12 protein-coding genes are annotated in these 13,880 nt (G+C 70.4%); 5 read left to right on the plus strand and 7 right to left on the minus strand.

What is annotated here, in order from left to right:
- Positions 1-95: 95 nt before the first annotated feature.
- Positions 96-1,061: a 2-hydroxyacid dehydrogenase gene (locus LZ009_RS15360; protein ID WP_275698826.1), complete on the minus strand. Its 966-nt coding sequence runs from the start codon at positions 1,059-1,061 to the stop codon at positions 96-98.
- Between the two features lie 67 nt (positions 1,062-1,128).
- Between LZ009_RS15360 and LZ009_RS15365 the strand changes: the two genes are divergently transcribed.
- The 4 genes from LZ009_RS15365 to LZ009_RS15380 all read left to right on the plus strand — a co-directional run bounded on the left by LZ009_RS15365 (position 1,129) and on the right by LZ009_RS15380 (position 5,255).
- Positions 1,129-2,871 carry an IlvD/Edd family dehydratase gene (locus tag LZ009_RS15365; RefSeq protein ID WP_275698827.1) on the plus strand — a complete coding sequence of 581 codons (1,743 nt, stop codon included), beginning with the start codon at positions 1,129-1,131 and terminating at the stop codon, positions 2,869-2,871.
- A 79-nt stretch (positions 2,872-2,950) separates the two neighbouring features.
- Entirely contained in the window at positions 2,951-3,841 is an 891-nt protein-coding gene (locus tag LZ009_RS15370; protein WP_275698828.1) for a 2-dehydro-3-deoxygalactonokinase, read from the plus strand.
- Positions 3,838-4,470 carry a 2-dehydro-3-deoxy-6-phosphogalactonate aldolase gene (locus LZ009_RS15375; RefSeq protein ID WP_275698829.1) on the plus strand — a complete coding sequence of 211 codons (633 nt, stop codon included), beginning with the start codon at positions 3,838-3,840 and terminating at the stop codon, positions 4,468-4,470. Before LZ009_RS15370 ends, LZ009_RS15375 begins: the two co-directional genes overlap by 4 nt.
- Complete coding sequence (locus LZ009_RS15380; protein ID WP_275698830.1) at positions 4,467-5,255, plus strand: SDR family NAD(P)-dependent oxidoreductase; 789 nt, start codon at positions 4,467-4,469, stop codon at positions 5,253-5,255. The genes LZ009_RS15375 and LZ009_RS15380 overlap by 4 nt, the downstream gene beginning before the upstream one ends.
- On the opposite strand, the gene LZ009_RS15385 is transcribed toward LZ009_RS15380, so the two are convergent.
- From LZ009_RS15385 to LZ009_RS15400, 4 genes are all read right to left on the minus strand, one after another.
- Positions 5,252-5,458 carry a ribbon-helix-helix protein, CopG family gene (locus LZ009_RS15385; RefSeq protein WP_275698831.1) on the minus strand — a complete coding sequence of 69 codons (207 nt, stop codon included), beginning with the start codon at positions 5,456-5,458 and terminating at the stop codon, positions 5,252-5,254. The genes LZ009_RS15380 and LZ009_RS15385 overlap by 4 nt on opposite strands.
- A gap of 69 nt (positions 5,459-5,527) precedes the next feature.
- Positions 5,528-5,707 (minus strand): ribbon-helix-helix protein, CopG family, encoded by a 180-nt coding sequence (locus LZ009_RS15390; protein ID WP_275698832.1) that lies wholly within the window; start codon positions 5,705-5,707, stop codon positions 5,528-5,530.
- Positions 5,708-5,946: 239 nt separating this feature from the next.
- A complete protein-coding gene (locus LZ009_RS15395) occupies positions 5,947-7,185 on the minus strand; it encodes an MFS transporter (protein WP_275698833.1) in 1,239 nt (412 codons plus the stop codon).
- The gene (locus LZ009_RS15400; protein WP_275698834.1) at positions 7,178-7,633 is read right to left on the minus strand and encodes a MarR family winged helix-turn-helix transcriptional regulator; all 456 of its coding nucleotides are present in this window, start codon (positions 7,631-7,633) and stop codon (positions 7,178-7,180) included. The genes LZ009_RS15395 and LZ009_RS15400 overlap by 8 nt, the downstream gene beginning before the upstream one ends.
- Positions 7,634-7,662: 29 nt before the next feature.
- Here LZ009_RS15400 and LZ009_RS15405 point away from each other — a divergent pair, with 29 nt between their 5' ends.
- The gene (locus tag LZ009_RS15405; protein ID WP_430300384.1) at positions 7,663-8,229 is read left to right on the plus strand and encodes a PaaI family thioesterase; all 567 of its coding nucleotides are present in this window, start codon (positions 7,663-7,665) and stop codon (positions 8,227-8,229) included.
- A 23-nt stretch (positions 8,230-8,252) separates the two neighbouring features.
- Here LZ009_RS15405 and LZ009_RS15410 read toward each other — a convergent pair whose 3' ends face one another.
- Together LZ009_RS15410 and LZ009_RS15415 are read right to left on the minus strand one after the other, a co-directional pair.
- A complete protein-coding gene (locus LZ009_RS15410) occupies positions 8,253-12,032 on the minus strand; it encodes a translocation/assembly module TamB domain-containing protein (protein ID WP_275698835.1) in 3,780 nt (1,259 codons plus the stop codon).
- Positions 12,029-13,825, minus strand: a complete 1,797-nt coding sequence (locus tag LZ009_RS15415; protein WP_275698836.1) for an autotransporter assembly complex protein TamA — start codon at positions 13,823-13,825, stop codon at positions 12,029-12,031. Before LZ009_RS15415 ends, LZ009_RS15410 begins: the two co-directional genes overlap by 4 nt.
- Between the last annotated feature and the right edge of the window lie 55 nt (positions 13,826-13,880).

A 13,880-nucleotide genomic window follows, 5' to 3' on the forward strand; every position in this document is an offset into this window, starting at 1 on the left:
TTTTCATTGGTTGCGAAAGGGTCGGCAAAGCCTCGCGAGGCCTTCCATTCTTATCATATGATGATTAAAACTTGGGCAGGTCTCGGGACTTACCCTCAGCGCGCGCGGCACTCTGGAACCGGGCTTTTCAAGGGCTCGCCGGCAAAGTGCGCAAGGAGGTTGGCCAGCGCGAGGTCGGCCATCGCCTGGCGCGTTTCGTGGGTGGCGCTGGCCATGTGCGGAGTGAGCACCACGTTGTCGAGGTCGCGCAAGGCCTGCGGCACGCGCGGCTCGTCCTCGAACACATCGAGGCCGGCGCCGGCGATGGTGCCTTGCTGCAAGGCTTCGATGAGCGCGGCTTCGTCGACGACCGTGCCGCGCGCCACGTTGATCAGATAGCCACGCGGACCGAGCGCCTGCAGCACTTCCCGGTCGATCATGCGGCGCGTGAATTCGCCGCCGGGCGTGATCACCACCAGGAAGTCGACCTCGCTCGCCAGCGCTTTCGCGCTCGGGTGGTAGGGATAGCCCACGCCGGCCTGCTGGCTGCGCCCCGTGTAGGCGATGGACATGCCGAAGCCTTCGGCGCGTTTGGCGATCGCCTTGCCGATGCGTCCCAGGCCCACGATGCCCAGGCGCGCACCCGACATCTTGCGTGCGAGCGGCATGTTGCCCTTCCCGGCCCAGTGCCCCGCGCGCACGTAGCGGTCCGCCTGCGGGATCTTGCGCGCCACCGACAGCATGAGGCCGAGCGCGAGGTCCGCCACTTCGTCGTTCAGCACGTCGGGCGTGTGCGTCACCGGCACCTTGCGCGCGATGGCCGCGGGCACGTCGACCTTGTCGTAGCCCACGCCCATGATGGAGACGATGCCGAGTGCGGGCAGCTTGTCCATCAGCTCGCGCGGCACCTGCGACTCGCCGCCGCCGGTGATGCCGCGGATGGTGGGCGCGACCTTCGCGAACGCCTGCGGATCGGTCTCGTGCAGTCGCTCGTACACGGTGAAGTGCCGGCGCAGCGGCTCGAGGTAGAAGGGCGGCAGGTTCGCCACCGTCAGCACGGCGGGACGGTCAGGAGCGCTCATGGTTTGTACGGAGAGTTGCGCCACAATCGTATGAACATAATATGTTTAAACCTTCCGGACTTACCCTATGACCGACGCCACGCCCAAGAAGAAAAAGCCCTCCCAGTTGCGCAGCCAGCAGTGGTTCGGCCGGCAGGACCGCGACGGCTTCGCGTACCGCAGCTGGGTCAAGGGCAAGGGCGTGCCGCACGACCAGTTCGACGGCCGTCCGGTCATCGGCATCTGCAACACCTTCAGCGAACTCACGCCCTGCAACTCGCACTTCCGCACGCTGGCGGAGCAGGTGAAGATCGGCGTGTACGAAGCGGGCGGCTTCCCGCTGGAGTTCCCGGTGATGTCGCTCGGCGAATCGCTGCTGCGCCCCACCGCAATGCTTTATCGCAACCTCGCGTCCATGGACGTCGAGGAATCGATCCGGGGCAATCCGGTCGACGGCGTCGTGCTGCTCATGGGCTGCGACAAGACCACGCCGTCGCTGTTGATGGGCGCGTCGAGCGTCGACCTGCCGACCATCGGCGTCTCCGGCGGTCCCATGCTCAATGGCAAGTGGCGCGACCAGGAACTGGGCTCAGGCACCGGCATGTGGAGCATGAGCGAGCAGGTGCGCGCCGGCACGCTGAAGCTGCAGGACTTCTTCGAGGCGGAGAGCTGCATGCACCGCAGCCACGGCCACTGCATGACCATGGGCACGGCGTCGACGATGGCCAGCATGGTGGAGGCGCTGGGCGTCGGCCTGACCGGCAACGCCGCCTATCCCGCGGTCGACGGCCGCCGCAACGTGCTGGCCCGCATGGCCGGACGGCGCATCGTCGACATGGTTCACAACGACCTCAACCTGTCGAAGATCCTCACGCGCGAAGCCTTCGAGAACGCCATCAAGACGCTGGCCGCCATCGGCGGCTCCACCAACGCGGTGATCCACCTGATCGCGATCGCACGCCGCATCGGCGTCGAGCTCTCGATCGAGGACTTCGACAAGCTGGCGAGCGAGCTGCCTTGCCTGGTCAACCTGCAGCCATCGGGCAAGCACCTGATGGAAGACTTCTGCTACGCCGGCGGCCTGCCGGTGGTGATGAAGGAGATCCAGCACGAACTGCACCTGGGCGCGCTCACCGCCACCGGCAAGACCATGGGCGAGAACATCGCCGATGCGCAGAACTGGAACAAGGAAGTGATCCAGCCGCTGGCCACGCCCTTCAAGGACAAGGCCGGCATCGCCGTGCTGCGCGGCAACCTGGCGCCACGCGGTGCCGTGATCAAGCCGAGCGCCGCCACGCCGGAGCTGATGGTCCATCGCGGCCGTGCCGTGGTGTTCGAGGACATCGAGGACTTCCACAAGCGCATCGACGACGAGAACCTCGACGTCGACGAACATTGCGTGCTGGTGCTGAAGAACTGCGGCCCCAAGGGCTATCCCGGCATGGCCGAAGTGGGCAACATGCCGCTGCCGCCCAAGGTGCTGCGCAAGGGCATCACCGACATGGTCCGCATCAGCGACGCGCGCATGAGCGGCACGGCCTACGGCACCGTGGTGCTGCACACGGCGCCGGAAGCGGCTGCCGGCGGTCCGCTGGCGGTGGTGCGCAACGGCGACATCATCGAGCTGGACGTGCCGCAGCGCCGCCTGCACCTGGAGATCAGCGACGAGGAACTGGCGCGCCGTCTCGCCGCCTGGCAGGCGCCGAAGCCGCCGCTCGCATCCGGCTACTGGAAGCTGTACGTCGACCACGTGCTGCAGGCCGACGAAGGCGTGGACCTGGACTTCCTGGTGGGCAAGCGCGGGGCGTTCGTGCCGCGCGACAATCACTGAACCTTGTCATCCCCGCGCAGGCGGGGACCCAGGGCCCCCTGGTTTCCCGCCTCCGCGGGAATGACGGAAGATCGCGTCCATGACCCGCTCCCTCATCGCCGTCGACTGGGGCACCTCCTCCCTGCGTGCCGCGCGCATCGCGCTCGACGGCCGCGTGCTCGAGGAGCGCTCCTCCCAGCGCGGCATCCTCACCGTTCCTCCCGGCGGCTTTCCCGCGGTCCTCGACGAAACCTGCGGCGACTGGCTCGGCGCCCCCGACGCGCTGTGCCTCGTCAGCGGCATGGCCGGCAGCAAGCAAGGCTGGCGCGAAGCGCCTTACTGCCCCTGCCCCGCGGGTTTCGGCGAACTCGGGCGTGCGCTTGCCTGGATAGCACCGGGCCGCATCGCGCTGGTCCCCGGCCTGCGCTGCGAACACGAAGGCGTGCCCGATGTGATGCGCGGCGAGGAGGTGCAGGTCTTCGGTGCGCTCTCGCTGCTGGACCTCGACGACGGCGTCTTCGTGCTGCCCGGCACGCACAGCAAGTGGGTCGAGGTGCGCGATGGCGCGGTGCAATCCTTCCGCACCTGCATGACCGGCGAGTTCTATGCGCTGCTGCGGCAGCATTCGATCCTCGCGCGGACCTTGCCGCCGGAAGACGGCCCGCTGCAGGAAGCGGAATTCCTGCAAGGCGTGCGGCATGCACAAGCCGCAGGCAGTCTTCTCGCCGCGGCCTTCAGCGCACGCACGCTCGCCCTGTTCGACCGGCTGCCTCCCGCGGCGCAGGCCAGCTACCTCTCCGGCCTCGTGATCGGCGAGGAACTGCGCGCGCAAGGCGCACTGCCGCCGCACGTCGTGCTGATCGGCAGCGACGCCCTCACCCGCCGCTACACGCTGGCCCTCGGCGAACTGGGCACCGGCACCCGCAGCCTGGGCTCCGAAGCCACCTGGCGCGGCCTCCGGGCCCTCGCCTCCACACTGGAATCCCCATGAGCACCACCCTTCCCGCCGCCCTCGATCCGCTGCCGCTGGTGGCCATCCTGCGCGGCCTCACGCCGGCCGAAGCGCCGGCCATCGGCGCGGCCCTGGTCGAGGCCGGCTTCCGCGTGCTGGAAGTGCCGCTCAATTCGCCGCAGCCCTTGCGCAGCATCGAGGCGCTGGCGAAGGCGTTCCCCGATGCCGTGATCGGCGCAGGCACGGTGCGCAGCGCCGACGAAGTGCGCCTGGTGCACGACGCCGGCGGCCGCGTGATCGTGTCGCCGCATTTCGACGAGGAAGTGGTCGCGGCCGCCGTGGAACGGCGCATCGCTTCGCTGCCCGGTGTCGCAACGCCCAGCGAGGCTTTCGCCGCGCTGGCTGCCGGCGCCTCCGGCCTCAAGCTGTTTCCCGCCGAAATGATTCCGCCGGCCGCGGTGAAGGCGATGCGCGCCGTGCTGCCTCCCGAGGTGCTGCTGCTGCCGGTGGGCGGCATCACGCCCGTCACGATGGCGGTCTATCGCGCGGCCGGCGCCAACGGCTTCGGCATCGGCTCCGCGCTCTACAGCCCGGGCAAGGATGCCGCCGCGGTGGCGGTGTCCGCGCGCGCCTTCGCCGACGCATGGGCGGGTACCATGCGCGCATGATCGCGCCTGCACCCTCTTCCAGCGTCTCCTTCGGCCTCGGCGGCCGCGTCTGCATCGTCACCGGCGCCGCGCAAGGCATAGGCGAAGCGTGCGCCCGCCGGCTGGCGCGCGACGGCGCCCACGTGGTGCTGGCCGACCTCGACGACGCCCGCGGCCAGGCGCTGGCGCAGGAACTGCGGGGCCTCTACGTGCACTGCGACGTCGGCGACAAGGCGCAGATCGACACGCTGGTGCAGAAGACGCTGCTCACCCACGGACGCATCGACGTGCTCGTGAACAACGCCGGCATCTTCAAGGCCGCCGACTTCCTCGACGTCACCGAATCGGATTTCGACGCGGTGCTGCGCGTCAACCTCAAGGGATCGTTCCTGTGCGGCCAAGCCGTGGCGCGCGAGATGGCCAAGGCCGGGCGCGGTGCGATCGTGAACATGAGCTCGGTGAACGCCGTGCTCACCATCCCCACGATCTCCAGCTACAACGTGAGCAAGGGCGGCATCAACCAGCTGACGCGCGTGATGGCGCTGTCACTGGCCGACAAGGGCATCCGCGTGAACGCGGTGGCTCCGGGCACCATCGCCACCGAACTGGCGGCGAAGGCGGTGCTGACCAGCGAGGAGGCCAAGCAGCGCATCATGATGCGCACGCCGATGAAGCGCCTGGGCGAACCTTCGGAGGTGGCCGACGTGGTGGCCTGGCTCTGCAGCGACGCCGCGAGCTACGTCACCGGCGAGATCGTGGTCGTCGACGGCGGCCGGATGACCCTGAACTACACGGTGCCGGTTTAACGACCGCGCTTGGCCGGCGCGGCCTTGCGCGGCGCAGCCCGCTTGGCGGCAGGCGCAGCGGGCGCTTCCTGCTCCATGTAGTCGCGGATGAGCCGGCGGACCACCTGGGAGGGGGTCATGTCCTGCGCGCGGCAGAGTTCTTCGAACGCCTGTTTCTTCGCGGGGTCGATCAGGATGGTAAGCCGTGCGGTCTTGAGCTCCATGGGCGAACGGTTTCTGATGTTAATCAGATTGTAATCCGTTTCCGCCCGCCGCGGGGCCGCGCGGCCTCCCTATTCCGGCCGAGGCCGCAGGGCCGGCTGGTATTCCACGCCGTGCTGCACGAGGTACTCGCGGATCAGTTGCCGGACCACTTGCGAGGCCGTGATGTCCTGCGATGCGCAGAGCTCTTCGAAGGCTCTTTTCTTCTCCGCATCGATGAGGATGGTGAGGCGGGCCGGTTTGTCTTCCATGCGAACAACGGGATTTGCAGACATGATAATACTCTGCACCTATCATGTGAGTCGTATGGTAGTACCCGGACTGACGCGCCAGAGCGACAACCTCAGCACTGCGCATCGGTTTCGACCGCCACGGCGTGTAGGCGCGGGGCAACGCTGAGCCAGAAAATGCGCGCTTTCGGCGTACTTTTCAAGAGCCCCAAAGACACAGGCGCGCCCCGTTGGGGCGCGGCAACTCGGCAGGAGCCGCGTCAGGCGGCCGCAGGCTGCGGCGCGCGCGCGAGGCGCGCCTCGCGGATGGGCAGGTGGATCAGCGCGGCGCCGATCGCCAGCACGATGTCGATGTACCAGGCCCAGTCGTAGGCGCCGGTCCACTCGAACACCTTGCCGCCGAGCCAGGTGCCGGCGAAGGCGCCGATCTGGTGGGTGAGCATCACCAGGCCGAACAGCGTGGCCATGTTGGCCGGTCCGAAGAACTTGGCGACCAGGCCGGCGGTCGGCGGCACCGTCGCCAGGTAGGTCAGGCCCATCACCGCCGCGAACAAGAGCACGATCGGGCCGGTCTTCGGCGCGGCCAGGAACATCAGCACGAAGACGGCGCGCGCGGCGTAGAGCATGACCAGCAGCGATTTCATGCGCCAGCGCTGCGTCGCCCAACCGACCGCGAGGCTGCCGACGATGTTGAAGAGGCCCAGCATCGCCAGCGCCCAGCCGCCCCATTGCGGCGGCAGCCCGCAGGCGGCCACCATGCCGGGCAGGTGGATGGCCAGCAGCGCCACGTGGAAGCCGCAGACGAAGAAGCCGGCCAGCAGGAACAGGTAGTTGCGGTCACGGAAGGCCTCGGCCACCGCGGCCTTCGTGCCTTTCGGCTTCGCGTCAGCGGCCGTCGCGCCGTGCGAGGCCGGCGCACCGGAGCCGCGCAGCACCCACGCCGCCGGCAGCGATAGCAGCACGATCAGCCCCACGGCCTGCATCGCGCTGCCCCAGCCCAGGCTGACGATCCACGCCGCGGCAAGCGGCGCCACCGCGAACTGGCCGAAGGAGCCTGCGGCATTGACGATGCCGGTGGCGACCCCGCGCTTCTCGGCCGGGATCATGCGCATCGTCGCCGCCACCAGCACCGCGGGGCCGGCCAGGCCGGAGCCGCCGGCGGCGATCACGCCGATCGCCAGGATCAGGCCCAGCGTCGTCGTCATATAGGGCGTGATGAAGGTGCCGAAGGCCGCCAGCAGCGCACCGGCGACGAGGACACGGCCCGGCCCCCAGCGATCCGCAATGGCGCCGGCGATCGGTTGCGTGAGCCCCCACCACAGCTGGCCGAAGGCGAAGGCGAGGCTGATCGCGCCGAGGCCGAGCCCGGTGCTGGTGTTCAGCGAAGGCAGGAAGAGGCCCATGCTCTGGCGCGAGCCCATGCTGAGCGCAAAGGTGCCGCCGGCGGCCAGCAGCACCAGCCAGTAGGCCAGCTTGCGCTGGCCGGACGCGTCATTCATCCGTCTCTCCTTCGGGGACGTCGGCCAGCAAGTCCTGGCATTCGTCCAGCAATGCATGCAGCGCCACCACGCGCTGCGCACCGAGCCGCTCGTTGAGCGCCTCCTGCGCGACGCGCCAGCGCCGCTGCGCCTCCTGCCGCTTGTCGCGCCCGGCCTGGGTGCAGTTCACCAGCCGGCTGCGCGCATCGGGTCCCGCGTCGAGTGTCACATAGCCGGCCGTGATCAGCAGTCGCAGATTGCGCGTGAGCGTCGAAGCGTCGACTTTCATCACGCCCGCGAGGTCCACCGGCCGGATCGGCCCCAGCTTCGCGACGTAGGAGAGCAACGAGTACTGGGTGCCGCGCAAGCCGGTCTTGCCGACCTCGGCGTCGTAGTGCTGCGCCACCCGGCGCATCAGCTGGCGCAGCTTGAGGTTGGTGCAGCCATGCGGCTTGACAGCGGTGTCCATGCCGATTAGTGTAGCTGCAACTATTGCAGATGCAACTGTCCATGGAGAAGAACGCGATGACCCAGATGAACCAGCTCGAAGCCTGGCTGGCCCAGGAACAGGAGATCCAGTCGCGGCTGGAAGCGGGCGCCGGTTGCGGCGTCGCGCGGCCCGAACAGGTGGCCTGCCGCAGCGGGCTGGAGACGCTGCAGGCCATGCTGCGCGGCGAGCTGCCCTACCCGCCGATCGCGCGGACACTCTCCTTCCAGCTGCTGGAAGTCGATGCGGGACGCGCGGTGTTCCAGGGCCAGCCCGGGCCGGACCACCTCAATCCCATGGGCGGCATCCATGGGGGCTGGTATGCGACGCTGCTCGATTCCGCGCTGGGCTGCGCCGTGCACACCATGATGCCGCCGGGGCGCGGCTACACCACCGCGGAACTGGGCGTGAACCTGGTCAAGGCGATCGGGCGCAACGTGCAGCGCGTGCGCGCCGAAGGCAAGGTGCTGCACTGCGGCCGGCAGCTGGCGACGGCGGAAGCACGCCTGGTGGGGCCGGACGGCACGCTGTATGCGCATGCCACGACGACCTGCCTCGTGTTCGAACTGCCGAAGTAGTCGTCATCCCGCGCAGGCGGGAATCACTTCTTCCCGCCGCCGATCCGGTCGAACGAATACGTGTAGATCAGGTCGATCCCCATCCGCTCCCCCGCTTCGGCCCGCACGGTGAGGCGGCGCGAGACGTCGTAGAAGATGTACAGCGTGCCCACCGCACCCGACAGGCTGCGCTCGTAGGCCGCATAGAAGTTGTCGGCAAAGCGCTTGCCCACCTTGACGATCGCGCTGCCGCCGGACGATCCCACCGACAGGTCGTCCAGTCCGAAGCGGCCCGCGATGCCCTTGCCGGTGCCGCCGCGGCTGGCCAGCAAGGCGGCAGCGGCCCGCTGCAGCAGCGCCGCTTCGGCGCCATCGCCCGAAGACGAGCGGCCCAGCACCAGCCACGACAGCGTCTCCGCTTCCGACAAGCCGCCTTCGGAATACAGCTCCACGTGCGGCGCCTGCGCGCGCCCGCTCACCAGCACGCCGACGCGCTGCGTCAGGTTGGGACGGATCGCCAGCACGTCCAGCGCCGGGTTGTCCGCTGGGCCGGTGAAGCGCAGCTCGCCACGCTCGATGTTCATGCGCTGGCCGTAAGCCTCGTAGGTGCCACCGACCGTGCGGATCAGCCCGGTGATCTGCGGCAAGCCGAGCGACCGCCCTTTCACTTCCAGCGTGCCCGCCAGGCGCGTGTCGACACCGCGCCCGCTGACGCGGAAGTCCTGGCCGAGATCGAGCCCCAGCGTCAGCGTGACCGTGCGCCCCGCTTCCGTGGGCGCGGGACGCAGCTTGCGCTCGTCCCGCGTCTCCGCCACGCCGCGCGCTTCGCGCACCACCACGTCATCGCCGAGACGCGGCGGTGATTCGTCGGGGATCGTGATGCGGGCGCGGTCCACCGTGAGCTTGCCCGTGACGACCGTGCCGCCCTTCCCCATCTGCGCGCTCACGGGTCCGGACACCACCAGCTGCCGGTCGCTGCGGATGCTGGCGCGCAGTTGCACGAGCTGCGCTTCCCCCTGCAGCAGCGGACCTTCCGGCGTCCACTCGCCTTCGCCGCGCGCGGTGAGGCTGCCGCCGTCGCTGCCGCCCTCGGCGGCGCCATGCAGGGTGAACTCGCTCACCACCAGCTTCTGGCCCACAAGTTGCGCGCGCAGGCGGCCGTTGCGCAGCTCGATGCCGTCGACCACGGAACGCAGCGCCAGGTCGTCCGCCTGCACGGTGCCGGAGAGTTGCGGCTGCGCGCGCGTGCCCGCCAGCGTGACGTCGGCCAGCAGCGAGCCGCGCAAGCGCCAGCCCGGCGGCGCCAGCAGCGACCACACGCCGATGCGCGGCAGCTGCGCCTTCACGTTGCCCGCCAGCGGCGCCTGTTCGGCCCATTCCCAGCCGCCTTCCACCGGCGTGAGACGCGTGCGGATCCGTCCCTGCGCATGACCGGCGCGCTCGCTGTCCCACAGCAGGTCCAGCGTGAGCTGCTCACCCTGGCTGGAAAGCGTGAGCCGCGCGTCGCGCACGCCGGCGGCCACCCGCGCCTGCGCGCCGTCGGCGGTTTCGGCCAGCACGGTCACGTCACCCCGCACGCGCGCCAGCGATGCGTCGACCCGCACGTTGGCGCCGATCTGCGCATTCCATTGCGCATCGAACACGAGGTCGCCCGCCAGCGCGGAGCCGGCCAGCTGCGGGCCGCCCACCAGCTCGATCCAGGAAAGCGGCAGGCCGGCCAGCTTGCCGGTGGACGTGAGCTGCCCCTGCTGGCGCCGCACCGGTCCCCATGTGAGCAGTGCTTCGCCCGCCGGTGCCGCACCTTGCACGTTGGGCGCGCGCAGCACCGCCTCGCCCGCGGCCAGTTCGAAGTTGCCGTTGCCGGCGCGCCAGTCGACCGCGCGCCGCAGCTGCAACTGCCACGGCCCGGGCGTGATGCCGGGATCCTGCACCTGCAAGGCCAGCGTCGCGACCTGCCCGTGCCAGCTGCCGGCCGTGCCCAGCGCGCCGCCGACGCGACCGGCCGCGGCGAGGCCCACCTTGCGCTGGCCACGTTCGAGCTGCAGGCGCACATCGAGCGCAGCATCGCGCAGGCGGCCATCGACGCGCACGTCGCCATCGCGCACGACCCAGGGCGGCGGCGCCTGCACCGCGGCCGTTGCCACCGGCTGCCATTCGACGCCCTTGGCCTGCACGCGCGCCTGCACGGCGGGATCGCGCCAGCCGCCTTGCCAACCCAGGCTGCCATCCGCACGGCCACGCACCGCGCCGTGCGCCAGCGCTTCGCGCAGCATGGGGAAGCGGCGCAGCCACTGCTGCGCGGTCGCGAGGTCGTTGGCGGCCAGGGTGATGCTGCCGTTGCCGCGCGTCTCGGCCAGCGTGCCGCCCGCCTGCGCCTGCAAGCCCGGGGCGCGCAGTTGCAGCTTGCCCTCGCCGCCCAGGCTGGCGAGCTGCAGCACCAGGTCGCCCTCCAGCAATGCGTCGCTGGTGCGCACGCGCAAGGGCTTCAACGTCAGCGCCTCGCCGCTGTAGCGCCCCTTGGCCACGACTTCGCGCAACTCCAGCGCGGCCAGGGCCTGCTGCAGGTCGCCGCTGCCCTTGCGCGCGCGCACCGCGCCTTGCGCCTGCAGGGCGACATCGAAGTCGACCTCCGAGCCGCGGCCGGCCAGTTTCAGCGGACCGGTGAGCGGCAGCGAGGCCAGGCTCGTGTGCAGGCCCGCGGGATCGACGTCGTCGACCCGGCCTTCGAAGCGCCAGCCATCGCCTTCCCACGCACCCTCGCCGGCCACGCTGCCGCCGGCCAGCTGCGCGCGCAGCTGCTTCACCAGCGCGGTGCCGCCGCGCCATTCGCCCTCGGCCTTGGCACTTTCGACCGGCAGGCGCTGCGCATCCCAGGGCCCGGCCAGGCCGTTGCGGACGTCGGCTTGCAGCTTCCACGCGCCGGCAGCGAGCGGGGCGACCTCCACATGGCCGGACAGCAGCGTGCGCGGCGCGGCCGGCCAGAACTGCGCCAGGTCCACGCGCCGGAAATCCGCCGCGCCCTGCGGCACCGGCATGGGATCGAAGGCGGTGATGCGCGCCGTGGCGGTCGCACTCGGCAGGTCGGCGGTCGCGCTGCCCGCGCGCGCCACCCGCAGCTGCGCGTTCGCATCGAGCTGCGCCAGCGGGCCTTTCAGCTGCGCGTCGAACTGCAGCGGCACCGGCGCCTTCGCGCCCGGCACGGCCGCCGCATACGTGCCGCCCAGCTTCGCATCGAGCTCCATCGCGCCGCGCGCCTGCAGCGTGCCCTTGCCCTGGTAGTTGCCGCCAGCGAACTGCAGCGACTTCAGATCGAGGTCGTGCTGGATGCCATCGAAGGCGTAGCGGCCGGCCAGTGCGGAAGCCTCGACCTTTGTCCGTCCCACATACGCCAGTTTCGCGACGACCACCTCGTCGACGGTCACGCGCCAGGGCAGCACCAGCGCCGTCGGCGGCTTCAAGGGTTCGTTGCTGACCGCCCGCGTGTCGGTCACGCGCGCGCTGCCCACCCGCACCTGGTCCAGGCGCAAGGTGCGGCCCAGCAGCGCCAGCGGCTGCCACTCGAGCGAGATGTCCTGCGCTTCGAGCCGCAGGCCGTCCTGCTCCCAGACGATGCGGTCGATGTGCCAGCCCGCGCGCAGCGAGCCGCGCACGCCTTCGCTGGTCAACGGCCGGCCCGCGGCCACGCGGCGCAGCGTCCATTCCAGCGAGCCTTCCTGCCCGGCCCACCACCAGAGGCCGGCCACGCTGACGACCAGCAGCAGCAGCACCCCCAGCAGGCCGCGCCAGGTCCAGGCCAGCACGCGCCGGGCATGTCGCGTGATCAAAACACGAACCCCGCGGTGATGTGCAGCCGGAGCTTTTGCGGCCGCAGGCCATACGCCAGCGCGGCGTCGATCGGGCCGACCGGGCTGCGCCACTTCACGCCGGTGCCGACGCCGGTGCTCGCGCGCAGGTCGTTCCACTTGTCGGCCACGGCGCCGCTATCCACGAAGAGCGTGTGCTCGAAGGCGGTGGGGCTGCCTTTCCAGGAGATCGGCCGCTGCCACTCGATGCTGCCCACCGCCAGCACCCGGCCCGGGCCCACCACGCCATCGGGGAGCGGCACGCCGATGTCCAGGTACTTGTAGCCCCTCACCGTGGTGTCGCCGCCCGTGCGGAACAACTGGGTGGCGGGGATCTGCGCGTCGTGCTGCGCGATCACCGTGCCCATCTCGCCGCGCAGCTGGATGCGGCCGACCTTCAGCGGTCGCAGCCACAGCCCGCGCACCAGCGTGCGCTGGAACAGCTTGTGGTCGCCGGCCAGCGTGATGCCGCCGCCCAACTCGAAGCCGACGGCATACCCGCTGGTGGGCAGGGTGACGTTGTCGAAGTAGCGCCCGGTCCAGATGTAGTTGGCGCTCAGCGCGGAACCGGAGCCGGTATCCTGCGGCGTCAGCACCACGTTGTTCGGGTTGTCGACGGTGGAGTGCTCGTACTGCAGGTAGACGTTGCGCTCGATGTTCTCGCCGGTCTTGAAGCGGCCGCCGCGCAGGCGCTGGCTGTAGGTGACGAGGCGATCGTCGTCCAGCCGCTCGAAGCGCGCCAGCGTCGACCAGCGCCAGCCGTCCGGATCGGGAATGGCGGTCCACTCCGTCTGCGCGTAAGGGTTGCGCGTTTCCGCCTTCAGCTTGGTGATCGCGCGCCAGCCGATGCCCGGCAGCCGGTTGTGGGTGTGCTCCAGCGACGCGCGCGGACCGCCGTCGGTGGTGAAGCCCAGGCCGACCACGGCCTTCTGCAAGGGCGCCTCGCGCAAGGTGACCTGCACCGGCGCCGCCGCCGGGTCCGCGGCCGGGTCGACGAACAGGAAGGCCGAATCGAAGTAACCGCTGCCGGCCAGCCGCAGCTGCGCCTGCACCAGCTTCTCCTGGTCGTAGACCGCGCCCACGGGCAGGCGGGCGATGCGCGGCACCAGCACCGGGTCGTACCGTTCGATCCCGGTCACTTTCAGCTCGCCCAGGTGGAACACCGGCCCCGACTCCAGGCGCAGGCCCAGCTTCGCCTGCCGGCTGGAGGCGTCGACGTCGGCCAGGCTGTAGCTGATGCGGCCGGCCGGATAGCGGCGCGCCAGCAGGCGGCGGGTGGCCCCCGACTTGGCGGCGTCCCAGCCCGCCTGCGTGAAGTTGCGGCCCACCGGCAGCTCCCAGTCCTTGCGGATGCCCTCGCGCTGCTTGACGGCGTCCTCGTCGGGGCTGGTGGCAATGTCGCCTTCGAAGGCGATGTCGACGGCGGCGACCTTGGTCGTCTCGCCGGGCTCCACCGCCACCACCAGCTTGGGCCGCGGCGGCCCGGGCTCGCGCGTGATGCGCACCTCGGGCGAGAAGTAGCCCTGCGTCGCCAGCAGCTCGCGGGCGTCCTTGTCGGCCAGCACCACCAGCCGCGCCAGCTCGGCGTCGTCGAGGTCGCTCACCTGCTGGTAGCGGCGCAGTTCGAGGTGCTTTTCCAGCAGCGTGCGCAGCGCGTCGGGCGCGCGCACGACGAGGTCGAAGGCGGGTTCGGTCTTGTCGGCCTGGGCCAACGCCGCCGGCGCCAGCAGCCAGAGCGCGGCCAGCGCCAGGGCGGCCAGGAGCGTGCGAATCATGGAGCCCGAACTATGGACGCGGCGGCGCCAGCCCGGCGTAGGCCGAATTCGACTC

This window comes from Ramlibacter paludis, assembly GCF_022012305.1.
Classification (GTDB): Bacteria; Pseudomonadota; Gammaproteobacteria; order Burkholderiales; family Burkholderiaceae_C; genus Ramlibacter; species Ramlibacter paludis.